A 25,462-nucleotide genomic window follows, 5' to 3' on the forward strand; every position below is an offset into this window, starting at 1 on the left:
GCCGGACCGGCATGGACGTTCCCTTACCACCGGCGCCCGCCGCGCCACCCACGCCGACGCACAACGGGCCGAAGCGCAGGCGCGCCGCCGTTCCCGACGGGCGGCTGTTCCGTTCCTGGGAAAGCTGGGTGGTCTTCGGGCTGGGGCTGCTGCTGACCGGCCTCGCCTGGTGGCTGCTGACCGAGCAGAATCACCGGCTGGCCGAGACGCGCTTCCGTGCGCTGGCCCGCGATCTGGCGGGCGACGTCACCGAGCGGCTCGACACCTACGAGCAGATGCTCCAGGGCGCCGTGGCGATGGTGGACGCCGGCGGCGGGCAGGTCAGCCGGACGGAATGGCGGGCCTACGTCACCGGCCTGCATGTGGAGGACCGCTATCCCGGCATCCAGGGCATCGGCTACGCCAAGCGCGTGAAGGCGCCCGACCGGGAGCAGCACGAGGCGGCGCTGCACGCCGCCGGCTTCTACAGCTACCGCGTGACGCCGGAGGGGGAGCGGCCCGAATATTTCCCCATCGTCTACATCGAGCCTTTCGCCAGCCGCAACCTGCGGGCCTTCGGCTTCGACATGCACGCCGAGCCGACCCGCCAAGCCGCCATGGAGCGCGCCCGCGGCACCGGCACCGCCGCGGCGACCGCCCGGTTGCGGCTGGTCCAGGAAACCGAGGAGGACGTGCAGCCCGGCTTCCTCATCTATGTGCCCGTCTACGACCAGACCCTGCCCCTGACCACCGCCGCCGACCGGCGGGAGGCGCTGCTGGGCTTCGTCTACAGCCCCTTCCGCGCACACGACCTGATGCGCAGCATCATGAGCCAGGGCGCGTCCCAACTGCTGGACATCCGCGTCCATGACGGGACGGAGGCCACGCCGGACTCGCTGATGTTCGACTCCGCGGTCGCCCGGGACGCCGCTTTTCAGGAGGTTCTCCACGTCGAGGTGTTCGGGCGCCCCTGGACGCTGGTCCTGTCCGGCACCCACGCCTTCGAGGAGAGCGTGGCCAGCGCCACGCCGCGGGCGGTGCTGTTCGCCGGTCTGATCATCACCCTGCTTCTGGTCGCCACCGTCAATTCCGTGCTGCAGGACCGCGACCGCATGGAGGAACTGCGCCGCAGCTACGACGCGCTGGCGCGGGCGCGCGCGGAGGCGGAGCAGGCCAACGCCGCCAAGTCGCGCTTCCTCGCCGCCGCCAGTCACGACCTGCGCCAGCCGCTCCAGACGCTGGGCATCTATCTGCACATGATCGGCGAACAGGCGGACAGCCCCCGGCTGCGCAAGCTGGTGGATGCTGCCCGCGACGGCTTCGAGGCGACCCAGCGCCTGCTGAACTCGCTGATGGACATCGCCACGCTGGAAACCGGCGTGATCAGCCCGCAGCTGTCCGAACTGGACCTGCCCGTCTTTCTGGAGCGCATCTGCGAGGAAGGCCGGCTGGAGGCCGCCGGCAAGGGTTTGGGCTTCCGCGTCACCTGCGGCGGCGCCCGGGTGACGACCGACCCGGCGATGCTGGAGCGGATCGTCCGCAACCTGCTGAGCAACGCGCTGAAATACACCCACAGCGGCACCATCCGGGTGACCTGCCGGCAGGCGCGCGGCTTCACCGCCATCAAGGTGCAGGACACCGGCCCCGGCATCCCGCAGGATCGGCTGCATCTGATCTTCGAGGACTTCTATCAGATCGGCAATCCCGAGCGCGACCGGCGCAAGGGCCTCGGCCTCGGCCTCGCCACCGTGGCACGGCTCAGCCGGCTGCTCGGCTACCGGGTGCGGGTGCTGTCGCGCCCGGGACGCGGCGCCATCTTCCTGGTCGAGATCCCCGACGAGACGACCAGCCCCCGTCAGGCCACCGAGACGGCGACCTCGGAGGCGTGACGCCCTCCGGCCCTTTTTGGCAATCGCCGACGCCGCGGACCTCCGGCTCCGCCGGGATGGCCCGCGGCGGAACCGGCGCCTCGCCGAGTCGGCGATTGCCAAATCCGTATGGATCACGCCGTCGCCGGCCGGGTCGCCCGCGCGCGCATCAGCATCCACACCGCCGACACGCCGACCAGCTTCGACGCGAGGCTGGCCGCCCAGACGGCCGGGTCCCAGATGCCGAGCATGCCGAAGAACAGCGCCGTGTCCACCGGCACCGACAGGGCGGCGCTGATCCACAGCCGGTCGCGCAGCGGGCGGCGGGTGACGGTGAAGACGCCCCAGTCGATCAGCTCCGACACCGCGAAGGCGGTGACGCTGGCCGTCGCGACGAAGGGGTCGGCCAGCAGGAAGGACAGCACCGTGGCGGCCAGCATGGCGGCGAGCGACCAGTGGCCGTAGCGGACCTGGACCATGTCGCGCAGGATGAAGATCAACCCGGCCCAGCAGGACCACACGAGGTCCAGATGCGGCGCGAGGCTGAAGGCGTAGTTGATGGCGAGTACGCTGCCAATGTAGGCGGCGAGCCAGAGCATGACGGAATCCTCCAAAGGCCACCCGCGGAAATACGGGCGCGAACGACGGCGCCACCCGCGTGAATGCGAGCGCTCCGCAGCGGTCTTGTAGCAGGTTCGGCCCATCGGCGTGAACCCTCGGCGCACGCCGCTCCAGAGGGAGCGCAACGGGCGGGAACGGCTTACCCCCACCTCGGTTCCCCGAATGCGCCGCCGCCTCTAGCGCATCCGGACGATGCCCTGGCGCGTTCGTTCGGGGAGGCGAAACGAAAGAGACCCCGAAAGGCGTGGGCGATGGCGGCGGCGGGCGTATCAATTGGAATGGGCGGCACACGGGATCATTCGCTGGACGCGGCGCGCAGCCTGCTGATGATCCTCGGCGTGCCCTACCACGCGGCGCTGATCTACACGCCCGGCTACGACTGGGTGATGAACTCCCCCGACGGGATCGCCTGGATCGGGCTGTTCGCGGACTTCATCCACAGCTTCCGCATGCCCGCCTTCTTCCTGATCTCCGGCCTGCTGATCACCCACAGCCTGCGCCGCCACGGGCCGCGGGCGACCCTGACCTCGCGCGCCTCGCGGCTGCTGGTGCCGCTCGTCGCCATGGCGGCGACGCTGAACGTCGCCCAGCTGTGGATGGAAAGCCGCGCGATCGACCCCGGCCTGACCGCGGGCGAGTTCTTCACCCAGACCATTCCCGCGGCCTTCTGGAGCGGCGGGCTCGTCTATCACCTGTGGTTCCTGGTCGAGCTGTTCATCAGCGTGCTGGCGCTCTGCCTCACCTACCCGCTGCTGGTCGCGCTGCACCGGCGGATGGCCGAGCGCGCGCCGGGGCTGGCCCGCTGGCTGGCCGATCCGCCGGACTGGCTGCCGCCGCTCCTGCTCAGCCTCGTCATGATGGGGGTGCTGGGCTTCGACAACATCTCCGACCTGCTGGTGACGCCGCTGGCGCCGACCAACTCCACCGCGGTGAGCATCGTCGTCTCGGCGGGCTTCTTCGCGGTCGGGGTGCTGATCGCCCATTGGCCGGGCGGGGCCGCGCGCTACGCCAAGGCGAGCTGGGGGGTGGCGCTGACCTATCTGGCCTGCTTCGCCATCCACATCGGCATGGTGGGTGTCGAGAAGCCCATGCCGGTCCGCTTCCTCGACGAGGCGCTGCGCGCCGTCGCCGCCTGGTCGGCCTTCCGCTTCGTCCTCGGCCTGACGCAGTCCTTCTTCTCGGCGGAGAGCCGCCGGGTGCGGGCGCTGTCGCAGGCCTCCTACACGATCTACCTGCTGCACCATCTGGTGGTCATGGCCCTGGGCTTCGCCCTGCTGGCGGTCACCGCCCCGCCCCTGCTGGAGTTCGCCGCGATCACCGCGGTGGGTCTGTTCGTGCCGCTGGCGGTCCATCATGGGCTGGTCCGCCGCTCGCCGACGCTGCGCTTCCTGATGAACGGCGTTCCGCCGGGCGAGGCGAAGAAGCGGAGCAACCCGGCGCGCGGCCGCGAGGCCATGGCGCGCCGGACCGGCTGAGCACAGGCGACGTCAAGCCTTCTTAGACGATGGTCGCATGCCCGCACCCCCGCGCCGGCTTTGCCCGGCGGGCGGCGCTGAAGTAACCTATAGGTCATCCGCCCACGTTCCCCGGCCGGCCTTCCGGCACCGGGTGGCGGCTTGGGGTGTTGGATGCCATGCCGATGCTTTTCGGGACCCGCATTGTGACCAGCCATCCGGCCTCGGACGCTCTCCTCTCCGATGCTCCGCCCAGCGCCTCCATGCCCAGTCCTCTGGCGCCCAGTCCTCTGGCGCCCGGCTCTTCGGCGCCCAGCCCGTCCCTGCCGCGGGCCGTCTCGATGGCGGAGGACGCTGGCACCGCCGCGCGGGACCTCTTCGAGGGGCTGTGCGGGCGGAATCCCGCCGCCGCCGCGGAGCTGGAGATGGTGCTGGTCTTCTGCTCCGCACATTACGACCGGGTGGAACTGGCGGCGGCCCTGGCCGAGCTGTTCGGGCCGGTGCCGGTGGTCGGCTGCACCACGGCGGGAGAGATCACGCCCTTCGGCTACGCCGCCGGATCGCTGGTCGGGATCGGCTTTCCGCGCGACGACTTCACCATCGCCACCCAACGCATCGACGACCTCGACCGCTTCTCCATCGCCGAGGCGCCTCGCGTCCTGCGCAGCCTGATGGAGCAGCGCGACGTCGCCCTGGCCGCCCGCGCCGACGCCTTCCCCGACCATGGCAGCTTCGCTTTCCTGATGATCGACGGCATGTCGCGGGCGGAGGAGATGGTGGTCAGCGCGCTGCACAGCGTGCTGATGGACATCCCGCTGTTCGGCGGCTCCGCCGGGGACGAGCTGCGCTTCGAGCGCACCTTCGTCCTGCACGAGGGGCGGTTCCACACCAACGCCGCCGTGCTGATGCTGGTCACCACGGCGCGCCGCTTCGTGGTCTTCCGGACCGAGCATTTCGTGGCGTCCGACGCCAAGATGGTGGTGACCGGCGCCGACCCGCAGCGCCGCATCGTCACCGAGATCAACGCGGAACCGGCGGGCCGCGAGTACGCCCGCATGGTCGGGCTGGAGGGGGAGCCGCTGACGCCCCTGATCTTCGCGGCCTATCCCGTCGTCGTGCGGGTGGGGGGCGAGTACCATGTCCGCTCCATCCAGAAGGTCAACGACGACGAGAGCCTGACCTTCTACTGCGCCATCGACGAGGGGATCGTGCTGACCGTCGCCCGCGGCGTCGACCCGGTGGAGAACCTCGAGGAGATGATGCGCAAGCTGGCGGCGGAGGTCGGCGGGCCGCCGGACCTCGTGCTCGGCTGCGACTGCATCCTGCGCCGGCTGGAGCTGGAGCAGCGGCAGCTCAAGCACGTCATGTCGGCGGCGCTGGCCCGGCACAACGTCATCGGCTTCTGCGCCTACGGCGAGCAGTACAACGCCATGCACGTCAACCAGACCTTCACCGGTGTCGCGATAGGTGCGCGATGACGCTCATCTTCGACTGGCGGGAACCGTCCCGCCCACCCGCGGACCCGCCACCGGCCAGCCTCCCGGCCCCCCTTCCGGCCGCCGACGAGGGCAAGCGGATGGAGGCGCTGGAGCGCGAGAACGCCAAGCTCCGCCGCATCAACCAGGTGCTGATGGACCGGGTGGAGCGGTCGATGGACGTGCAGGGGGGCGCCTTCTCCCTGTTCCAGACCGCCATCGTCCTGGAGCAGAAGGTGCGCGAGCGCACGCTGGAGCTGGAGCGCGCCCTGCGCGAGCTGGAGGACAGCCACCGCGCCCTGGCCCGCGCCAAGGAATTGGCCGACACCATGCGCAGCCGCCTGTCGGAGGCCATCGAGTCGGTCAACGAGGGCTTCGCCATCTTCGACGCCGACGACCGGCTGGTCCTGTGCAACAGCAAGTATCTGGCCCTATGGCCGGAGATCCGCGACCGCATCCTGCCGGGCATCCGCTTCCAGGAGATCGCCGAGCTGGCGGCCTCCTCGCGCACCATCGCCGACGCCTACCCGCGGCCCGACCGCTGGCTGTCGGAACGGCTGGCCCAGCACCGGGCGCTGAAGGGTCCCTACGTCTACCGGCTGGCCGACGGGCGCTGGGTCCAGGTCAACGAGCGGCGGACCCGCGACGGCGGGGTGGTCGGCGTCTACACCGACATCACCGACATCAAGGAGCATGAGACCCGCCGCCGCGAGCGCGAGCTGGCCGAGAAGTCGGCGCTCCTCCAGGCGACGCTGGACAACATCGCCCAGGGGGTCGGGGTGTACGACCGCGACCAGCGGCTGGTCGCCTGGAACGAGCGCTTCACCGGCCTGCTGCGCCTGCCCGCCAAGGTGGCGGAGCGCGGGGCGGGCTTCGCCGACTTCGTGCTGCACCACGCCGCGCTCGGCGACCGCGGCCTGTCGCTGAGCGCCCTGATGATGCCGAGCTGCCTCGTCGAGCAGCCCTGGCTGGACGGCACGGTGCTGGAGATCAGCCGCAACCCCATGCCGGGCGGCGGCTTCGTCCTGACCTTCACCGACATCACCGAGCGCAAGCGGGCCGAGCAGGCGCTGCGCGACAGCGAGGAGCGCATCCGGCTGGTCACCGACGCGGTGCCGGCGCTGATCGCCTATGTCGACGCCGAGCAGCGCTTCCGCTTCGTCAACAAGGCCTACGAGGGCTGGTTCAACCGCAAGCGCGAGGAGATCGAGGGCCAGCCCATGTGGGCGGCGCTGGGCGACCTCTATTACGAGGTGCGGCGCTCCTACGTGCTGCGGGCGCTGGCCGGCGAGGAGGTGACCTTCGACCTGGAGCTGCCCGGCGAGAACGGGTCGCCGCGCTACGCCGTCGCCACCTACATTCCGCATTTCGGCGAGCGGCGCGGCGGCGGCAAGCCGGAGGTGCTGGGCTATTTCGGTCTGATCCACGACATCACCGAGCGGCGCATGGCGGCGGAGGCCCTGGCCGACGCCAAGGACAGCCTGGAGCGCCGCGTCGTCGAGCGCACCGCCGAGCTGACCCGCCTCAACGGCCAGCTCCAGCAGGAGATCGCCGAGCGCATCGCGGCGGAGGAGGCCCTGCGGCTGGCCAAGGCGGAGGCGGAGCAGGCCAACCTGTCCAAGACGCGCTTCCTGGCGGCGGCCAGCCACGACCTGCTGCAACCGCTGAACGCGGCGCGGCTGTTCGTCTCGGCGCTGGGCGACCTGGAGCAGCCGGAGCCCAACCGCGGGCTGGTCGACAACATCGACGTCGCCCTGGCCTCGGTCGAGGACCTGCTGTCGGCGCTGCTGGACATCTCCAAGCTGGACGCCGGGGCGGTGCGGCCGGAAATCGCCGATTTCCCGATCAAGAGCCTGTTCGGCGCGCTGGCCACCGAATACGCGGCGGTGGCGAAGGAGCGCGGGCTGGACCTCTGCGTCGTTCCCAGCCACGCCGTGGTGCGCAGCGACATCCGGCTGCTGCGCCGCATCCTGCAGAACTTCCTGTCCAACGCCCTGCGCTACACCCAAGCGAAAAGGGGTGCGAAAGGCGGCGCGCAGGACGGGGCCGGGCGCGTGCTGGTCGGCTGCCGGCGGACCTCCGAGGGCTTGCGGATCGAGGTGTGGGACACCGGCCCCGGCGTGCCCGCCGACAAGCTGGGCGAAATCTTCCAGGAGTTCCGCCGCCTCGACACCCCCTGCGCCAACGAGCGGGTGCGCGGCATGGGCCTCGGCCTCGCCATCGTGGAGCGGGTGGCGCGGATGCTCGACCATCCGATCACCGTGCGCTCGCAGCCGGGGCGGGGATCGGTCTTCGCGGTGACGGTGCCCTTCGGGCGCTACGCCCGCCCGGTGCGCGCGCTGGAGGCGCCGGTGCAGACCGCCTCGAACCGGCTGGCCGGCACACGGGTTTTGGTGATCGACAACGAACCGGCGGTGCTGGCCGGGATGCGCGCCCTGCTGGAGGGCTGGGGGTGCAGCGTCGCCACGGCGGCGTCGGGCGACGAGGCGCTGGCCGGGCTGGGGGCGGTGGCGCCGGACGTGCTGTTCGCCGATTACCACCTGGACGATGGCGTGATCGGCTTCACCGAGATCGCGCGGGTGCGCGAGCGCTGCGGGGCGGACCTGCCGTCGGTCCTGATCACCGCCAACCGCACCGCCGAAGTGGTGGAGGAGGCGCAGGCCAGGGGCTGCCACGTGCTGAACAAGCCGGTGCGGCCGGCGCAGCTTCGCGCGGTGATGACGGGGCTTCTTGGATAAGGGGGAAACGGGTGGCCGCGGCGGGCCTCCACCCCGGCCCCTCCCGGGAAGCGGGAGCGAAGGGCCGGGGTGGGGAAAGACCGGCGCGTCAGCGCGTCAGGCGGATGATCGTCACCATCATGCCGACCGCGTACAGTTCGGCCAGGGGAACGATCCAGGACGGGTGGAAAATGATCGACAGCGGCATGATCAGCAGAAGGATCAGCGCCGGGAACACGAAGTAAGGCGAATTGCAGTAAGCCGGCAGGCCATGCACCCGGCCCGAGACATCGCGGGACTCTTCGCCAATCAAACGATCCGCATCACCAACAGTTTGGTCCACCATTCTCTAGCACCCACTGTATTTATGGTCTTTTTCTTCTCCATCACTGGGGGACGGAGCGCCGTCCCTATAGCACAGTTTGCCGCGATGCAGGCACGACTTCGCGCCGTCTTGCCGGATGGCGAAAACGGCGCGGGAAGTCCTGATTTTTATTATGGCCTTACGCCGCTTCGGTCAGCGCCAGATGCGGACGGCGGACCATCGACTGGATGGTGAAGGGGGCGCGCACGCCGCCGCTGAACAGCTCGGCGCATTCCAGCGCCTTCAGCACCCGCTCCTCCGCCGGCAGCCCGGCCGTGGAGGCGAGCGAACCCAGCGCGTAGTCGGACCCGCAGCCGATGGCGTGATAGCCGCGCACCGCCTCGCCCACCTGATAGTCGGACTGGATGGAGAAGAGACGCCCCTCATAGCCCACCATGAAGGTGCCGCCGGTCTCCACGTCGTTGGAGCGGTGGGCGTAGCCGCCGTCCTTCAGGCACCCGCGCACGGCGTCCACGAAATCGACGACCATGTAGCGGAAGACGTCGGCCTCGGGGTCGCGGTGCGGCGGCTCCAGCCGGTAATGCAGAAGCTGGCCCATGCGGAAGCTGCTGGTGAAGCCGATCAGCATGTCGGCGTTGCGGAACACCTTGGTGTCCGCGCGCACGGTGATGTCCAGGCCGTTCACGCCCGCGCTGTCACCGCCCATCCACACACGATCGCCGTCCACCAAGCCAACAATGCAGGTCATCGCCGTCCTCGTCCCTGAATAAATTTCGCCCGAAAGCAGGGACAGGGTGGGCTTTTATGGTTAACGAATTGTTGCGCGGCGGCGGTGCCGAAGGGGGTATTCCGCTTCGGCACCCGCCCCTTGGCGCAAGCGCAACAAGAGCTTAGCGGGCCAGCCCGATCAGCGCGCGGACGGTTTTCTCGGCACCCTCGGCGATCTGCGCGAGGCTGGCGTCCAGCATGTAGCAGGGGGAGGTCACGACCTTCAGCCGCCGGTCGGTCACGATCCCGCCATGGCCGGTGACGCTGTGCTTCGCCCCCAGGCTCTCCAGCGCGGCGGCGGTCCCGGCGTCGGAGCCGATGGTGAGTTCGACCCCCTCCGCGCCGAACAGCCTGGCCAGGATGGCCGGGGCGATGCACAGGGCGCCGATGGGCTTGCCGGCGTCGCGCATCGCGCGCACGGCCGTCTCGACGTCCGGGTTGACCGTGCAGTCCGCGCCCTTGAAGGCGAAGTCGCACAGGTTCTTGGCCGCGCCGAAGCCGCCGGGGAAGATCAGCGCGTCCACCGCGGCGGCGTCGAAGGTCGCGAGGTCGGCGACCTTGCCGCGGGCGATGCGGGCGGACTCGGCCAGCACGTTGCGGGTCTCCGCCGCCTCCTCGCCGGTCAGGTGGTTGACGACATGGGCCTGCGGGACGTCGGGGGCGAAGCACACGGCCTCCGCCCCGGCGCGGCTGATCGCCAGCAGGGTGCACACCGCCTCGTGAATCTCCGCCCCGTCATAGACGCCGCAGCCCGAGAGCACGACCGCGATCCGCAACGGCCTGTCCGTCACCGGTGTTTCCGCCATGGCTGAGTCCTCCTTGTCCGCTTTTTGGGGTCCCGCCCCGGTGGGGAAGGGTTGCCGGGAACCCTACCCCACGGCCGAGCCCACGCCTACCCCCCCGCCCCTACTCGCGGGGCGCGGCGTGCAGACGCTTCTGCCCTTGGACGAAGCGGGCCAGCGTGTCAGACAGCACGCCGCGCGGGATCATCGCCTCGATCAGCTGGAAGCGCCCACGCGTGGCGAAGGCCTTGTCCAGCGCCGCCTTCAGCTCCGCCCGCGTGCGCACGCGGACGCCGTCGCCGCCCATGCCTGCCGCCATGTCGGCGAAGCGCCAGTCGTCCAGGTCGTTGAAGGCGGATTCGGGCTGGAAGGTGCGCAGCATCTCCCAGCTGGCGTTGTTGAACAGGATCACGATGGGGTCGATGCCAAGGCGTCGGCAGTTGCCAAGCTCCCAGCCGGTCATCTGGAAGGCGCCGTCGCCGACCACCGTCAGGATGCGCTTGCCGCCCGACACGCACTGCGCCCCGATGCCCGCCGGCACGCCGAAGCCCATGCCCGCGTAATAGCCCGGCGCCATCAGACCGGCGTCGATCATGTCCATGGCGGTGAACAGGCAGTCGCCCATGTCCGCGGCGATCAGCAGCGGCTCCTGCCCGGCGCGGACGCGGTCGTTGACGGCGCGGGCGATGTCCATCGGGGCGATCGGCTCGCCGTCCGCCTGAAGCCCCGTGGGGCAGGCGTGGGGTTCCTTGCCGCGGGTCGTCCGGTCGGACGGCGGCAGCCGCTCCAGCAGCGCGTCGACCAGCCCGTCCAGCGGGATGTCGGCGTAGGTGTGATAGCCCAGCGTCACCGCCCGGTCGAAGGCGTGGATGGTCTTGCGCAGGTCGATCTTGCGCTGGGACACCGCGAAGTTGGTGTCGCTGAGGATGGCGCCGAGCAGGAACAGCCCGTCCGACTCCTCGACCAGCCGGGTGATCTCCGCGTCGCCCGCGACGCCGATGTAGGTGCCGAGCGGCGGGGTCGGCGCGTCGGCCAGCAGACCGCGCCCCATGAAGGTGGTGACCACCGGCACGCCCAGCCGCTGCGCCAGCTCCGCCACCTTGGCCTCCAGCCCGTAGCGGCGGACCTCGACGCAGACCATCAGCACCGGCGACGTGGCCGCGCGCATCGCCGCCAGCACCTCGTCGGCGCAGGCGGCCAGCGCGTCGCGGTCCACCGGCCATGCGGGGTCGTCGCCCACCGGCTCGACCTCGGCGTTGACCATGTTGCGGGGGATTTCCAGATAGACCGGGCGCGACAGGGCGCGGGCGGCGCCCAGCACGCGGGCGATCTCCGCCGGGGCCTTGGCCGGGTCGTCCAGCCGGGCCTGGGCCACGGTGATCTCCTTGAACACCTGGAACTGCGTGTCCAGCGTGCGGCCCTGGTGGTGCAGCAGCAGGCCGGCGTTGCCCTCCGTCGTGCCCGGCGCGCCGGAGATGACCACGACCGGCGACTTCTCGGCGTAGGCGCCGGCCACCGCGTTCACCATGTTGAAGGCGCCCGCCCCGTAGGTGACCGCCGCCACCCCCAGCGTCGAACTGTAGCGCGCCGCCGCGTCCGCCGCGAAGCCCACCGCCGGCTCGTGGCTCAGCGTGTGGAGCGGCAGGATTTGCGTTTCCTCCGCCACCTTGAAGAAGGGCAAGGCGAAATCGCCCGGAATCCCGAACATGGCCTGTGCGCCGCGATCCTTCAGCGCGCGCAGCAGGGCTTCGGCCAGCTTCATGGCCGCTCTCCCGTTCCAATTGGTTTCGCGGGCCGAAAACCCGCACAGGAGGACAGCATCGCCTCCGCCACCGCTCCGCGCAAGAATTGTTTCATTCGAAACAATCCATTTGCGCCGGAAATTGTGGAGGGGTGGCACAGGGACTGGCCGCCAAAGGCGACAGGCCCCGCGGCGCCCCCTTGGCATCTGATGGGCGTCTTTCGGAGCGGCGCGCGGCGTGCTACGACTGCCGCCCTGTCCCGACTTTCGAATGATGCCCGCATGTCCGTCGCCGTCCGCTTCGCCCCCAGCCCGACCGGTCTCCTGCATGTCGGCAACGTGCGCCTCGCGCTCGTCAACTGGCTGTTCGCGCGCAAGGCGGGCGGCAATTTCCTGCTGCGCCTCGACGACACGGACGAGGAGCGCTCCAAGCCGGAATACGCGGAGGGGATCGAGCGGGACCTGACCTGGCTCGGCCTGACCTGGGACCGCTTCGCGCGGGAAAGCGACCGCTATGGCCGCTACGACGCGGTGGCGGCGGCGCTGAAGGCGTCCGGCCGGCTCTACCCCTGCTACGAGACGCCGGAGGAGCTGAACCTCAAGCGCGCCAGCCTGGTTTCGCAGGGCCGCCCGCCGATCTACGACCGGGCGGCCCTCCGCCTGGGCGACGCCGACCGCACCCGCCTGGAAGCGGAGGGGCGCAAGCCGCACTGGCGCTTCAAGCTGGAGCACACGCCGGTCGAATGGACCGACCTCGTGCGCGGGCCGGTGCATTTCGAAGGGTCCGCGCTCAGCGATCCCGTGCTGATCCGCGAGGACGGCCGCCCGCTCTACACCCTGACCAGCGTGGTGGACGACGCCGACCTCGCCATCACCCACGTCATCCGGGGCGAGGACCACGTCGCCAACACCGCGGTGCAGATCCAGATCTTCGAGGCGGTTGGCGGGGCCGTTCCGGTCTTCGCCCATCTGCCGCTGCTGACCGACGCGACGGGACAGGGCCTGTCCAAGCGGCTGGGCAGCCTGTCCGTGGCCAGCTTGCGCGAAGAGGAGGGGATCGAGCCGATGGCGCTGGCCAGCCTGCTCGCCAAGCTCGGCACCTCCGACGCCATCGAGCCGCGGCTGACGCTGGACGAGCTGGTGGCCGAGTTCGACATCGCCAAGGTGTCCCGCGCCACCCCGAAATTCGATCCGGAGGAACTGCTGCGGCTGAACGCCCGCATCCTCCATCTGCTGCCCTTCGAGCGGGTGTCTGAGGAGCTGGCCGCGCTCGGCCTGGCGGAGGCCGACGCCGCCTTCTGGGAGGCGGTGCGCCCCAACCTGTCGCGGGTCGCGGAGGCCCGCGACTGGTGGGCGGTGACCCACGCCCCGGTCGCCCCGGCGGCGGACGATCCCGCCTTCCTGGCCGAGGCGGCGGCCCTGCTGCCGGAGGAGCCGTGGGACCTCTCCACCTGGGGCACCTGGACGGGTGCGGTGAAGGCGAAGACGGGTCGGAAGGGCAAGGATTTGTTCCTCCCCCTGCGCCGCGCCCTCACCGGGCGGGACCATGGACCGGAGTTGAAGAACCTGCTACCCCTGATCGGCCGAACCCGCGCGGAAAAGCGCCTCGCGGGAGAGACGGCCTAGAATCCCTTCTCCCCCCTGGGGAGAAGGTTAGGATGAGGGGGCGGCCGAAAGGCCGGAAAAGCCCTGCAAGGGGCCGGCGTTTCCCCCTCACCCCGACCCTCTCCCCGGAGGGGAGAGGGGGATTTGGAAGACCCCATACAGGAGACATGGCGCCGTGCCGCTGGACCTCTACAACACGCTGACCCGCCGCAAGGAACGCTTCGAGCCGATGAGTCCGGACCGGGTGGGCATGTATGTGTGTGGACCCACGGTCTACGACACCGCGCACATCGGCAACGCCCGCCCGGTGGTGGTGTTCGACCTGCTGTTCCGGCTGCTGCGGCGGCTGTACCCGGCGGTGACCTACGTCCGCAACATCACCGACGTGGACGACAAGATCATCGACCGCTCGCGCGACAGCGGGGAGCCGATCGAGGCGCTGACCAAGCGCACCGCCGACCTCTACCATGCCGACATGGACGCGCTGAACGCGCTGCGCCCGACCATCGAGCCGCGCGCCACGCACCACATCTCGCACATGGTCGCGCTGATCGGCCTGCTGATCGAGCGCGGCCACGCCTATGCCGCGGAAGGGCACGTGCTGTTCTCCGTGCCGTCGATGGCGGAGTACGGGCAGCTCTCCCGCCGCTCGCTGGACGAGTTGATCGCCGGCGCCCGCGTCGAGGTCGCCCCCTACAAGCGCGACTCCTCCGACTTCGTGCTGTGGAAGCCGAGCGCCGCCGACCAGCCCGGCTGGGACAGCCCGTGGGGCCGCGGCCGGCCGGGCTGGCACATCGAATGCTCGGCCATGGCCAAGGAGCATCTCGGCGTCACCTTCGACATCCACGGCGGCGGGCTGGACCTGATCTTCCCGCATCATGAGAACGAGATCGCCCAGAGCCGTTGCGCCCATGACGGCGAGCCGCTGGCCCGCTACTGGGTCCACAACGGCTTCGTCACCGTCGAGGGCGAGAAGATGTCCAAGTCGCTGGGCAACTTCTTCACCGTGCACGAGCTGCTGGACGAGTTCCCCGGCGAGGCCATCCGCCTGACGCTGATGAGCGCCCATTACCGCCAGCCGCTCGACTTCACCCGCGAGGGTCTGAAGCAGTCCAAGGCGACGCTCGACCGCTGGTACCAGGCGCTGCGCGGCGACCCGGCCCCGGCGGACGCCGAACTGCCCTTCGACGTCTTGGCCGCGCTGGAGGACGACCTCAACAGCCCGCTCGCCATCTCCCACCTGCACGAGCTGGCCTCGGCAGTCAACAAGGCGACAAGTGACGCCGGGAAGGCCGCCGCCAAGGGCGCCCTGCGCGCCGCGGGCGAGGCGCTGGGCCTGCTCCAGCAGGACCCGGAGGCGTGGTTCCGCTGGGCGCCGAAGGGGGCCGCCGCCCTGTCCGACACCGACATCCAGCAGCGCATCGACGACCGCTTGGCCGCCCGCAAGGCCAAGAACTACGCGGAGGCCGACCGCATCCGCAAGGAGCTGGCCGACCTCGGCATCGTCCTGGAAGACGGCCCGCAGGGCACGACCTGGAAGCGCGCCTGAACGCCCTGCCGGCGTTCATTGCCCGCCTTCATCGGATGAATGGTTCGTCGGATGAGTGGAGGCCGCGGATGGAACCGCGGTCTTCGCTCATCCGAAGGTCCAAGGAACCGCTCTCTCCCACGCAACGAAAAAGGCGCCTTCCGCCGTCGCGGAAGGCGCCTGAGTTCGGTTCCATATGCACCACCACGCGGGGGAGCCGGTCTGAACACGGATCAGACCGCCCGCAGGCCGTGCCGACTGGGAAAGTCCCAAAGTCGAATCCTGAATACCGCATTCCACGAAACAGCGCTATGCTTTTTTCGTCATATCGCCAGGATCGGACCGCAGCGCCTCCACCTCGCCATCGGAGAACAGGCGGGAGCGGGTGAGGAAGCGCACGCCCTCCGGCGCCTCCAGCGAGAAGCTGGCGCCGCGGCCCGGCACCACGTCGATGATGAGCTGGGTGTGCGACCAGTACTCGAACTGCGCCGCCCCCATGTAGAAGGGACAGCCGCCGATCTCGCCCAGCCGGACGTCCTGCCCGCCGGGGCGGAACTCCCCGTCCATGAAACACATCGGCGCGCTGCCGTCGCAGCAGCCGCCGGACTGGTGAAAGAACAGCGGCCCGTAAAGCCCGCGCAGCTTTTCGATCAGCGCCAGGGCCGCCGGTGTGGCGACGACTCGTTCGACCATGGGCGGACGCTCCCGAATGAATGGCCTGTCGGATGAGAAAAAGGGCCGGAGGCCGAATGGCCGCCGGCCCAAGGTCGTCAGGGAGGAGACAGGATGCTTAGAAGAAGCCCAGAGCCTTCGGGCTGTAGCTGACCAGCAGGTTCTTGGTCTGCTGGTAGTGGTCGAGCATCATCTTGTGCGTCTCACGGCCGATGCCCGACTGCTTGTAGCCGCCGAACGCCGCGTGGGCCGGGTAGAGATGGTAGCAGTTGGTCCACACGCGGCCCGCCTGGATGGCGCGGCCCATGCGGAAGGCGCGGTTGCCGTCGCGGCTCCACACGCCGGCGCCCAGGCCGTAGAGCGTGTCGTTGGCGATGGCGAGCGCCTCCTCCTCGGTCTTGAAGGTCGTCACGGACACGACCGGCCCGAAGATCTCCTCCTGGAAGACGCGCATCTTGTTGTGGCCTTCGAAGACCGTCGGCTGGACGTAGTAGCCGCTCTCCAGCTCGCCGCCCAGATGGGCGCGCTCGCCGCCGATCAGCACCTTGGCGCCCTCGGCCTTGCCGATGTCGATGTAGGACAGGATCTTCTCAAGCTGGTCGATCGACGCCTGGGCGCCGATCATCGTCGCCGGGTCGAGCGGGCTGCCCTGCTTGACGGCGGCGACGCGGGCGACGGCCTTCTCCATGAACTTGTCGTAGATCTTCTCCTGCACCAGGACGCGCGACGGGCAGGTGCAGACCTCGCCCTGGTTCAGCGCGAACATGGCGAAGCCTTCCAGCGCCTTGTCCAGGAACTCGTCGTCGTCGGCCATCACGTCGTTGAAGAAGATGTTCGGCGACTTGCCGCCCAGCTCCAGCGTGACCGGGATGATGTTCTCCGCCGCGTACTGCATGATCAGGCGGCCGGTCGTCGTCTCGCCGGTGAAGGCGATCTTGGCGATGCGCGGGCTCTGGGCCAGCGGCTTGCCGGCCTCGATGCCGAAGCCGTTGACGACGTTGAGGACGCCGTCCGGCAGCAGGTCGCCGATGATCTCCATCAGCACCATGATGGCCATCGGGGTCTGCTCGGCGGGCTTCAGCACGACGCAGTTGCCGGCGGCCAGCGCCGGAGCCAGCTTCCACACGGCCATCAGCAGCGGGAAGTTCCACGGGATGATCTGGCCGACGACGCCCAGCGGCTCATGGAAGTGATAGGCGTAGGTGGTGTGGTCGATTTCCGCGATGGTGCCTTCCTGGGCGCGGACGCAGCCGGCGAAGTAGCGGAAATGGTCGATGGCGAGCGGCAGGTCGGCGTGGGTCGTCTCGCGGATCGGCTTGCCGTTGTCCAGCGTCTCGGCCAGCGCCAGGACGTCCAGACGCTCCTCCATGCGGTCGGCGATCTTGTTGAGGATGCGCGCGCGCTCCGCTGGGGAGGTGCGGCCCCAGGCGTCCTTGGCCTTGTGGGCGGCGTCCAGCGCCTTCTCGATGTCTTCCGCGGTGGAGCGGGCGACCTCGCACAGCGTCTTGCCGGTGATCGGGGTCAGGTTGGTGAAATACTGGCCCTTCGTCGGCGGAACCCACTGGCCGCCGATGAAGTTGTCGTAGCGCGGCCGGATGGCGACCTGCTTGCTGAGCGTTTCCAGGGCCTGATGGATCACGGCGGTTTCCTCCCGAAGCGGATTGCCCGAAACTGAATGTCGCGGAATGGCGTTTGGCGGGTTGTGCGCCCTGTGTCCGTTCGTCCGATGATCGGTAGCCGTCACAGCGCCCCGCCGTTATCGCGGTTTCGGGGAAGGCCGGTAAATTCGACTTTGGTTGCAGACGCCGGGAGGTTCAGATTCGGGACTGACCGCCGGGCGGCAGATGATACCTTGGGCGGAGACCAATCCGTTTCCCGGCGAGATCCCAGGACATGACGACCGACATCCGGCTGCGTTTCCTCCACCCCTCCGGCGCCATCGGCCCCGGCAAGGTGTCCCTGCTGGAGGAGATCGACCGCACCGGCTCGATCTCCGCGGCGGCGCGGGCGCTCGGCATGTCCTTCCGCCGCGCGTGGTTCCTGGTGGAAACCATGAACTCCGCCTTCCGCGAGCCGGTGGTGCGCACCAACGTCGGCGGACGCGAGGGCGGCGGGACCGGCCTCACCGCCTTCGGGCAGGAGGTGATCGCCCGCTACCGCCGCATGGAGGAGGAGGCCCGCCGCGCCGCGGCACCCCACCTCGCCTGGCTGGACGAGGCGCTGAAGCCGGAGGCGGCGCTTGAAAAAGGCGCGGACTCCGCTGGTCCAAAGTCCAATGGCCCGGACTCCGGCGATCCGTAAAGTCTCCCTTCGACGCCGCGACCTTCCGCCGCGGCGAAACGAAGGAGGCCCCCGACCCATGCGCACCGCCGCCCGCTCCGCTGCCCCCATAGCCTTGGCCGCCCTGGTCCTTCTCGCCGCGGCGCCGCTCCCGGCCCTGGCCGACGGCGACCCGGCGAACGGCGAGAAGCTGTTCCGCCAGTGCAAGGCCTGCCACACGGTGGAGGCGGGAAAGAACCGCGTCGGCCCCACGCTGCACGGGCTGTTCGGGCGCAAGGCCGGCACGGTGGACACCTACGCCAACTACTCCGAGGGGCTGAAGGCGTCGGGCATCGCGTGGGACGCCAAGACGCTCGACCCCTATCTCGCCAACCCGAAGGCGGTCATCGCCGACAGCCGCATGGCCTTCGCCGGGGTGGCGAAGCCGGAGGACCGGGCCGACCTGATCGCCTATCTGGAATCCGCGACGAAGTGAGCGTCAGCGGGACGGGAACCGGGCGGGACGGGAACCGGGCGGGACGGGAACCGGGACCGCGCCAGCCTGTTGCCCGGTTTCCTTCCCGCAGCCGGAGACCGGCCATGACCGACGATACCGCAAGGCAAAAGGACGCCGAGCCCAAGGACATTCACAAGACCGACATCGAGCCTCTCTGCGACGAGCAGAGCGGCGGCGGCGGCTCCAACCCGGACACGCGCTACCGCGGCATGCCCGGCGGCCATCCCGGCGGGTCCCGCGACGGCGACTGCGATCCGGTGGCCCGCGCCGACCCCGAGAAGGCGGAGCCGGACACCGCCGAATCCGGGAGCAAGCCCGCGTCCCGCTAGGCCGATGGCTTAGCCTTTCCGGAGCCGCCCCGAATTGGTCGTAGCCGCTGGCCCGGCCGCCCGCTAAAAGAAGGGCTTCCTCACCGGCACAACACGGGCTGCGACCGGCATGCTGAAGCGCCTTTACGACTGGACGATGGCCAAGGCGGCCTCGAAGAACGCCACCACCTGGCTGGCGGGGGTTTCCTTCGCGGAAAGCTCCTTCTTCCCGATCCCGCCGGACATCCTGATGGTGCCGATGGTGCTCGCCAACCGGCAGGCCGCGTGGCGGATCGCGACGATCTGCACGCTGGCCTCGGTGGTGGGCGGCGTCGCCGGCTACATGATCGGCTACTTCCTGTACGAGGCCATCGGCAAGGCGGTCATCGACTTCTACCACCTGGAAGCCCAGTTCGAGACGCTGCGCCATACCTTCGTCGAATACGGCGCGGAAATTCTCATCATCAAGGGCATGACGCCCATCCCCTACAAGCTGCTGACCATCACCGCGGGCGTGGCGAAGCTGAACATCTGGGTGTTCATCGGCGCCTCGATCCTGTCGCGGGCCATCCGCTTCTATCTGGTCGCCGCCCTGCTCTACTGGTTCGGGGAGCCGGTGCGCGCCTTCATCGAGAAGCGGCTGACGCTGGTCACCACCGCCTTCGCCGTCGCGCTGATCGGCGGCTTCCTGGCGATCAAGCTGATCTGATCCACCCCGAATTCACCATGGGACCGCGACGCCGGACCGTCCTGTCCTGTTGATGCCGCATCGAGGCGTCGATGGGAGAAGACGAATGGACAGCGTGCGCGGGGCCGTGGTGGTCATAACCGGCGCGTCGAGCGGGATCGGGCGGGCCACCGCCCTGACCTTCGCGCGGGAGGGCGCCCGGCTGGTGCTGGCCGCCCGGCGGGAGGCCCTGCTCGGCGAGGTCGCCGAGGAATGCCGGGAGCTGGGCGGCGAAGCCGAGGTGGTGCCCACCGACGTCACCGACGCCCAGGCGGTCCTCCGGCTGGCCAACCGGGCGATGCAGCTGTTCGGCGGCATCGACGTCTGGGTGAGCAACGCCGGGGTCGGGGCCGTCGGGCGGTTCGAGGACACGCCGCTGGAGGCGCACCGCCGCGTCGTCGAGACCAACCTGTTCGGCCCGCTATACAGCGCCCACGCCGTCCTGCCGCTGTTCCGCCGGCAGGGCCACGGGGTCCTCATCAACACGGTGTCGGTCGGGGCCTGGGCGCCCGCCCCCTACGCCGCCGCCTACGCCGCCAGCAAGTTCGGGCTGGAGGGGCTTCTCGAAAGCCTGCGGGCGGAGCTGGTCGACGCGCCGGGCGTCCATGTCTGCGGCGTCTATCCCTTCTTCACCGACACGCCGGGCATGTCCCACGGCGCCAACTACACCGGCCATCAGCTGGACGCGGAAAGCCCCTTCTACGGCGACCCGCAGGACGTGGCGGACACCGTGCTGGCCGTGGCCCTGCGCCCGCGCGCCCAGGCGATGGTCGGGGCGATGACCCCGCTGACCCGGCTGGGACACGCGGTGGCGCCGCGCCTGATGGAGAAGATCGCCGGCCACGGCGCCCACCGCCATTTCAGCCGGACCCCGCCCGCCGCGGCGAGCGACGGCAACCTGTTCACCCCGGTGGAGCGCGGCCGCGGCGTCACCGGCGGCTTCCGAACCCCGCCGCCCGGCTGGGTGTCGCCGCTGCTCGTCGCCGGGGTCGCGGCCGCTGCGGCGGCGGCCTACGCCGGCTACGCGCGGAGCAAAAACGGAAACCACTGAGGGCTTTGAGTTCGGGAACGGGTTGGTCCAGAATGCCGGCCCGTTCCCCCCAAGCCCCCGAGTCCATCATGCCGAAGCCGACGACCCCGCGCGGCCGTCCGCCCGCCCCGTCCCCTGCCCACCCCTCCCCTGCCCGCCCCTCCCGTCCGGGTCCGGCCCGCGCCGGCAAGGACGCGCGCCGGGAGGAGCCGCGGGAGGAGCCGGGAAAGCTGTTCCGCGTCGCCGGCCTGTCCGCCGTCTCCGCCCTGTTCGCCCATGACGCGGCGCGGGTGGAGCGGCTGTTCTTCGAGGAGCGGCTGAAGGCGAAGACCGGCGACTTCTGCAAGGCGATGGCCGCGGCGCGCAAGCCCTACCGCATGGTCGAGGCCGACGAGCTGGCGAAGGTCGCCGGAACGGTGCTGCACGGCGGCGTGGTCGCGCTGATCGCGCCGCGCCCGGTGCCCGCCTTCGACACCGAGGCGGCGAAGCGCTGGGCGACGGACGGGCAGCCGCTGCTGATCCTGGATGGGGTCGGCAACCCGCACAATCTGGGCGCCATCCTGCGCACCGCCGCCTTCTTCGGCCTGCGGCGCGTCGTGGTGTCGGACCATCCCGGACAGGCCCTGCCGTCGGAATCCGCCTACCGGGTGGCCGAGGGCGGCTTCGAATGGGTGGAGCTGTACCAGGCGGCCAACCTGCCGGCGGTTCTGAAGCGGCTGCGCGAGTCCTACCGGGTGGCCGGAACGGCGCTGGGCCGGGGCCGGGCGGTGGTCACCGACCCGGCGGCCCTCGCCAAGGGCGAACGGCCCGCCGCCGTCGTGCTGGGCAACGAGGAGGACGGGCTTCCACCCGCCACCCTCGCCGCCTGCGAGGACATCCTGACCCTGCCGGGCACGGGCCGCATCCAGTCGCTGAACGTCGCGGCGACCGCGGCCATCCTCATCCACGCGCTGGCGAAGCCGGGCTGACGGCCGGACCGGAGGCTGCGCCTCAGCCGCCCAGGGCGATGATCAGGATCAGCGCCACCACGATGACCGAGACGACGGGCAGCATGTCCACCCCGCCGCGGTCCCAGGTCGGCGCCCGGCGCGAGCCGTGGTGCCCGCCGTGGGCGTGGCCCAGCCCCTCGTCGGCCCAGCCATGAACGGACGGGCGGGCGCCGGGGGCGGACACGGCGGGCGCCGCCGGGCTGGCGATGGTGACCACCCCGGCCCCGCGCTCGTAGTCGCCGCCGCCGCGCGGACGCTTCAGCCGTTCGTCGGTCAGCTCCACGTCGATGCCCGCGGCCTCCAGCCGCTCCACCACCACGGCGACCTCCTCCGGGGTCATCGTCTCCACCGGCACGTCCTGGCCGAGCTGCTCGATGCCGAGCCGGTTGCCGTGCTGGCGCCCCTTGTCAATCAGGCGCTGGAGGGTGGCGTCGTCGATCGTCATGGTTCGTCTCCCCGCGGTTCCACCTTGGACTGAACATTCCGAAGGGTAAACACGCCGGGCCGCGGAAGGCTCCCGCGCAAAGGCGCCGACTTGCCTCCAGGGCGGTGCGACCCGACATAATCCCCAAATCCTACGCCATCGGAGAGGCCGAGATGCTCGGAATGTTCATGCGCAAGCCCCTGGCGCTGCCCAGCGCGGAAGAGGCGTTGCCCGGACGCGACACGCCGGTTCCCGTGCCGCCGCGCCACCACGTCAACGGCAACCCGCTGACCCCGCCCTATCCGGAGGGGCTGGAGGTCGCCGACTTCGGGCTCGGCTGCTTCTGGGGGGCGGAACGCAAGTTCTGGAAGGTGCCGGGGGTCTGGTCGACCATGGTCGGCTATCAGGGCGGCCACACGCCCAACCCGACCTACGAGGAGGTCTGCTCGGGCCGCACCGGCCACACCGAGGTGGTGCGCGTCGTCTACGACCCGGCCAAGGTCGGGTTCGAGGAGCTGCTGCGCGTCTTCTGGGAAGCGCACGACCCGACCCAGGGGATGCGCCAGGGCAACGACGTGGGCACCCAGTACCGCTCCGCCATCTACACCCACACGGACGCCCAGCGCGCCGCCGCCGAGGCCAGCCGCGAGTCCTATCAGGCCCGCCTGCGACAGGCCGGGTTCGGCCCGGTGACGACGGAGCTTCGCGAGGCCCCGCCCTTCTACTACGCCGAGGACTATCACCAGCAGTATCTGTCCAAGAATCCCGCGGGCTATTGCGGGCTGGGCGGGACCGGGGTGACCTGCGCGGGGTGAGAGGGCGGGGCGCCCGCCTGTCGGGCGCCTACCCCGCCCCGACTCCCAGAAAGGCGCCGATGGATTGGACGTTGCCGCCCAGGACGACCGGGACGCCCGGCGCCGAGACGGTCCGGATGGTCATGCCCGAGGATGCCCCGAAGCTGACGGTGGTCTGCGCCATGCCGCTCGGCAGGTAGAAAGGCCAGAGGCCGAGCGGGGCGAAGGTTCCGATGATGGCTTGGTCGAGGGGCGAAAAGACCGCGTCCGAGGTGATCGTGATGTCGACGCCCTTCGCCGCCGCCAGCGATGCCATGATCCGCGGAAGGCTGCCGTCGGCGCCGAAGACCTCGTCCCAGGCAGGGTGCGCCGGATCGGGCCAGGGCGGCGTGGACGGGTTGGCGTAGGCCGTCGCGAAGGTCGAGGAGTCGTACCAGGGACCGGGCGTGAGCGGCCAGGTGACCAGTCCCGACACATTGACCGATGCCTGCACATGACTTTGCGAGAAAATCAGGCTTTGGCGGTTGCCTGGTGGGGCCCCGCTCCAAAGCCCGTTGCCGACGGTGTCGACACCGCCGGTCCAGGACCCGGACACATCGCCGTTGGCCGTCCTGCTGTCGAAGCGGAAGGATTTGGCGACGCCATGGGCCAGGCTTTGGACCAGTTGGGCGTAGCTTTCCCCGAAATTCGCAGGCTGTCCGTTCGGGCCGACATACGGCTCCAGCGCCGCCTGGGCCGAGCCGATCAGGGCCATCACCGCGAGATCCTGCTGCCCCACATTGGCGACCGTCGGCGCGTTGGTCATCGCCCAGATCAGGAACAGCGACGGCAATTGCTGGGCGGACGGCTGAGGGCTGAGCGTCGCAAGATAAGCGGTCCACTCCTCATAGGTGTCGTCGCCGATGTCCTTCTTGAAGCAGGATTCGGGAAAGCTCAGCTGGCCGACGATGGACGCATAAATGTCGAAGAAGCGTTCCAGGCTGATGCCGTAGGTGTTTGCCGTGAGGGAACGCGGCGGAATTTCCTGGCCGTAACGCCACAGCCCCGGGTTCGTCTGAGGAACGACGAAGGTCGGCTGAAGGAGCTGGAACGCCGCGGACGTGAGATTGAGCGAGTGGACGACGGAATTGTACCAGCGGTTCTGAAGCCCTTCCATGCCGGCTGGCGCGTCCGCAGAGGCTTCGTGCAGGCGTAACATCGCGTTCTCCCAAGTTCCGTCCGGAGCGTCATGAAGCGAAGGGAACCGGCCGCAGGCACGGCCGGTCCCCATTCGCCGCGGTCTCAGCGGGCTGCGCCCTCAGGCCAGGGCCAGCGCCTTGTCCGACACCGCCTTCAGGGCGGCGGTCGAATGGCCCAGATAGGTCTGGACCGGCAGGACGTTGCCGCCCAGGACGATCGGAACCCCGGGATCGCTGGTGATGGTGACGGTCATGTTGCCGTTCTGGTTGAAGGACACCGACGTCGAGGAGCCGCTGCCCGACCCGCTGGTGTAGAACGGCCACAGGCCGGACGACTTGTTGTTGTTGATGACGCTCTGGTCATTGGCATCGAACCTGGCGTCCGACGTGACCTCGATGTACATCGTGTCGGCGACGATCAGGTTGACCATGAAGCGGGTGGTCGTGCCGGTGGCCGGATCGAACACCGTCTTCCAGCTGGGAAGGCCCCCCTGCTTCCACGGCGGCGAAGCGGAGCTGGAGTAGGCGAGCCCCATCGCCGAGGAGCTGTACCAGTTGCCCGGCGACGCGGCGAAGGTCAGGACGTGCCGGAAGGACGCCTTGGTGATCTGCACGTTGCTGGCGGCGAATTTCGTGCTCTGGGACGACGACGAGCTGCTGCCGCCCCACAGTCCGAAGAACCCCGAATTGCCGCCCTTCGACCAGCTGCTCGACACGTTGCTGTTCATGGTCGAGCTGGAGAAGGTGAACGAGCGGGACGGCGCCTGCGACAGCTGCTGGACGAGCACCGAATAGCCGGCGTTCCAATCCGGCGGCGGCGCCGGCGGCGTCTGGAAGGGCACGCTGGTGTAGGGCATCAGCGCCAGGCTGGCGGCGCTGACGGTCTCGAGCAGCATCGCCGACAGGTCCTGCGCCCCGACATTCGCCACCGTCGGCGCGTTGATCATCGCCCATTGGAAGAAGGTGCTGGGAAGCTGGTTGGCCGCCGGCGGGGGCACGATGCCGGCGATGTAGCTCTTCCAGGCCCTGAAGTTGTCCGGCCCGATGTCCGCCTCGAAGGTGTTCGGCGGCGCGACCAGCGAGCTGATGATGCCCTTGTAGTTGGAGAAGAACTGGTTGCCGCCGCTCGCGATGTAATTCTGCGTCAGCGACAGCGGCGGGATGTTGTTGAAGTAATCCCACAACAGCGTGTTGTTGTTGGCCACCAGAGGCGGCGACGGCTGCAGAATTTGGAACGTGTTCTGCGACAGGCCAAGCCCTTGGCACAGCCCGTTATAGAAACCATTTTGCAGATCAAGAAAAGATGACACCGCTTCCTCCATTATTTTGTGGTCAAGCCTAAACATGATAAGCACGACAAAAATCTTATATCATCTCCCTCACAAACAATCAACAAATAAGAATCATTTTGGTAAAGAGTACAACTGCATGAATCATCATTATCATCAACGATTATATTTTGATTTTGATTTGCACATCGGCGTATGAAGTCTTGCCGATTCCTTAGTTTGTGAATTATCGACTGGCGGTAAAAACACGCTCCACTGCAACAGCTTACGGTCCGACGCACATGCGGATGACGGATCGGAGCCCACGGACACACCGCTCGGGAATCCTTGTCCGGCCCCTGGGCGACGTCGCCCTTGCGGTTGCGCCTGCCCGCCCCTTCCGGGTATGGTTCCGGCGGTCCATGAAAGCTCC

Annotated in this window: 23 protein-coding genes; 13 read left to right on the forward strand and 10 right to left on the reverse strand. The window is 69.4% G+C overall.

The genetic code is table 11. The features are described from left to right. Nucleotides 1-11: 11 nt before the first annotated feature. A complete protein-coding gene (locus tag TSH58p_RS08930; RefSeq protein ID WP_109070028.1) occupies nt 12-1,868 on the forward strand; it encodes a CHASE domain-containing protein in 1,857 nt (618 codons plus the stop codon). Nucleotides 1,869-1,981: 113 nt separating this feature from the next. Here the strand turns inward: TSH58p_RS08930 and TSH58p_RS08935 are convergent, their stop codons facing one another. After that, the gene (locus tag TSH58p_RS08935) at nt 1,982-2,446 is read right to left on the reverse strand and encodes a preQ0 transporter (protein WP_109070027.1); all 465 of its coding nucleotides are present in this window, start codon (nt 2,444-2,446) and stop codon (nt 1,982-1,984) included. A gap of 300 nt (nt 2,447-2,746) precedes the next feature. Here TSH58p_RS08935 and TSH58p_RS08940 point away from each other — a divergent pair, with 300 nt between their 5' ends. The 3 genes from TSH58p_RS08940 (at nt 2,747) to TSH58p_RS33880 (ending at nt 8,135) form a co-directional block, all read left to right on the forward strand. Then, nucleotides 2,747-3,943 (forward strand): acyltransferase family protein, encoded by a 1,197-nt coding sequence (locus tag TSH58p_RS08940; RefSeq protein WP_158282601.1) that lies wholly within the window; start codon nt 2,747-2,749, stop codon nt 3,941-3,943. Nucleotides 3,944-4,101: 158 nt separating this feature from the next. Then, nucleotides 4,102-5,400, forward strand: coding sequence for a nitric oxide-sensing protein NosP (gene nosP / locus TSH58p_RS08945; protein WP_109070025.1), 1,299 nt, complete (start codon nt 4,102-4,104; stop codon nt 5,398-5,400). Further along, entirely contained in the window at nt 5,397-8,135 is a 2,739-nt protein-coding gene (locus tag TSH58p_RS33880; RefSeq protein ID WP_109070024.1) for a NahK/ErcS family hybrid sensor histidine kinase/response regulator, read from the forward strand. The genes nosP and TSH58p_RS33880 overlap by 4 nt, the downstream gene beginning before the upstream one ends. Before the next feature lie 88 nt (nt 8,136-8,223). On the opposite strand, the gene TSH58p_RS08955 is transcribed toward TSH58p_RS33880, so the two are convergent. From TSH58p_RS08955 to ipdC, 4 genes are all read right to left on the reverse strand, one after another. Then, nucleotides 8,224-8,460, reverse strand: a complete 237-nt coding sequence (locus tag TSH58p_RS08955) for a hypothetical protein (protein WP_146205863.1) — start codon at nt 8,458-8,460, stop codon at nt 8,224-8,226. Nucleotides 8,461-8,617: 157 nt separating this feature from the next. Then, nucleotides 8,618-9,187 carry a hypothetical protein gene (locus TSH58p_RS08960; RefSeq protein WP_109070023.1) on the reverse strand — a complete coding sequence of 190 codons (570 nt, stop codon included), beginning with the start codon at nt 9,185-9,187 and terminating at the stop codon, nt 8,618-8,620. Nucleotides 9,188-9,329: 142 nt separating this feature from the next. Then, nucleotides 9,330-9,998 (reverse strand): isoprenoid biosynthesis glyoxalase ElbB, encoded by a 669-nt coding sequence (gene elbB / locus TSH58p_RS08965; RefSeq protein WP_109070085.1) that lies wholly within the window; start codon nt 9,996-9,998, stop codon nt 9,330-9,332. 115 nt (nt 9,999-10,113) lie between these two features. Beyond that, on the reverse strand, nt 10,114-11,751 hold the full coding sequence (gene ipdC / locus TSH58p_RS08970; protein ID WP_109070022.1) for an indolepyruvate/phenylpyruvate decarboxylase: 1,638 nt from the start codon (nt 11,749-11,751) through the stop codon (nt 10,114-10,116). 261 nt (nt 11,752-12,012) lie between these two features. On the opposite strand from ipdC, the gene gltX reads away from it, so the two are divergent. Together gltX and cysS are read left to right on the forward strand one after the other, a co-directional pair. Beyond that, a complete protein-coding gene (gene gltX, locus TSH58p_RS08975) occupies nt 12,013-13,356 on the forward strand; it encodes a glutamate--tRNA ligase (protein WP_109070021.1) in 1,344 nt (447 codons plus the stop codon). A gap of 154 nt (nt 13,357-13,510) precedes the next feature. Next, on the forward strand, nt 13,511-14,884 hold the full coding sequence (gene cysS, locus TSH58p_RS08980; RefSeq protein ID WP_109070020.1) for a cysteine--tRNA ligase: 1,374 nt from the start codon (nt 13,511-13,513) through the stop codon (nt 14,882-14,884). Between the two features lie 288 nt (nt 14,885-15,172). Here cysS and TSH58p_RS08985 read toward each other — a convergent pair whose 3' ends face one another. Continuing rightward, the gene (locus TSH58p_RS08985) at nt 15,173-15,556 is read right to left on the reverse strand and encodes a DUF779 domain-containing protein (protein WP_038529350.1); all 384 of its coding nucleotides are present in this window, start codon (nt 15,554-15,556) and stop codon (nt 15,173-15,175) included. 97 nt (nt 15,557-15,653) lie between these two features. Further along, on the reverse strand, nt 15,654-17,174 hold the full coding sequence (gene adh, locus TSH58p_RS08990) for an aldehyde dehydrogenase (protein WP_109070019.1): 1,521 nt from the start codon (nt 17,172-17,174) through the stop codon (nt 15,654-15,656). Between the two features lie 254 nt (nt 17,175-17,428). Between adh and TSH58p_RS08995 the strand changes: the two genes are divergently transcribed. The 6 genes from TSH58p_RS08995 (at nt 17,429) to TSH58p_RS09020 (ending at nt 21,344) form a co-directional block, all read left to right on the forward strand. Then, entirely contained in the window at nt 17,429-17,836 is a 408-nt protein-coding gene (locus TSH58p_RS08995; RefSeq protein ID WP_109070018.1) for a winged helix-turn-helix domain-containing protein, read from the forward strand. A gap of 58 nt (nt 17,837-17,894) precedes the next feature. After that, nucleotides 17,895-18,290, forward strand: a complete 396-nt coding sequence (locus TSH58p_RS09000; protein WP_109070017.1) for a cytochrome c family protein — start codon at nt 17,895-17,897, stop codon at nt 18,288-18,290. A gap of 104 nt (nt 18,291-18,394) precedes the next feature. After that, nucleotides 18,395-18,640 (forward strand): hypothetical protein, encoded by a 246-nt coding sequence (locus tag TSH58p_RS09005; protein ID WP_109070016.1) that lies wholly within the window; start codon nt 18,395-18,397, stop codon nt 18,638-18,640. A gap of 109 nt (nt 18,641-18,749) precedes the next feature. After that, nucleotides 18,750-19,328, forward strand: a complete 579-nt coding sequence (locus TSH58p_RS09010; RefSeq protein WP_014241343.1) for a YqaA family protein — start codon at nt 18,750-18,752, stop codon at nt 19,326-19,328. 85 nt (nt 19,329-19,413) lie between these two features. Continuing rightward, a complete protein-coding gene (locus TSH58p_RS09015) occupies nt 19,414-20,397 on the forward strand; it encodes an SDR family oxidoreductase (RefSeq protein WP_109070015.1) in 984 nt (327 codons plus the stop codon). A 68-nt stretch (nt 20,398-20,465) separates the two neighbouring features. Beyond that, nucleotides 20,466-21,344: an RNA methyltransferase gene (locus TSH58p_RS09020; RefSeq protein ID WP_109469201.1), complete on the forward strand. Its 879-nt coding sequence runs from the start codon at nt 20,466-20,468 to the stop codon at nt 21,342-21,344. A gap of 22 nt (nt 21,345-21,366) precedes the next feature. Here TSH58p_RS09020 and TSH58p_RS09025 read toward each other — a convergent pair whose 3' ends face one another. Further along, nucleotides 21,367-21,810, reverse strand: a complete 444-nt coding sequence (locus TSH58p_RS09025; RefSeq protein WP_109071420.1) for an RNA polymerase sigma factor region1.1 domain-containing protein — start codon at nt 21,808-21,810, stop codon at nt 21,367-21,369. A gap of 152 nt (nt 21,811-21,962) precedes the next feature. On the opposite strand from TSH58p_RS09025, the gene msrA reads away from it, so the two are divergent. Beyond that, entirely contained in the window at nt 21,963-22,604 is a 642-nt protein-coding gene (msrA, locus tag TSH58p_RS09030; RefSeq protein WP_199230189.1) for a peptide-methionine (S)-S-oxide reductase MsrA, read from the forward strand. A 28-nt stretch (nt 22,605-22,632) separates the two neighbouring features. Here the strand turns inward: msrA and TSH58p_RS09035 are convergent, their stop codons facing one another. Next, the gene (locus TSH58p_RS09035) at nt 22,633-23,781 is read right to left on the reverse strand and encodes a hypothetical protein (protein ID WP_146205916.1); all 1,149 of its coding nucleotides are present in this window, start codon (nt 23,779-23,781) and stop codon (nt 22,633-22,635) included. A 99-nt stretch (nt 23,782-23,880) separates the two neighbouring features. Next, the gene (locus tag TSH58p_RS09040) at nt 23,881-25,071 is read right to left on the reverse strand and encodes a hypothetical protein (RefSeq protein WP_146205915.1); all 1,191 of its coding nucleotides are present in this window, start codon (nt 25,069-25,071) and stop codon (nt 23,881-23,883) included. Nucleotides 25,072-25,462 lie beyond the last annotated feature (391 nt).

The organism is Azospirillum sp. TSH58 (assembly GCF_003119115.1).
GTDB lineage: Bacteria > Pseudomonadota > Alphaproteobacteria > Azospirillales > Azospirillaceae > Azospirillum.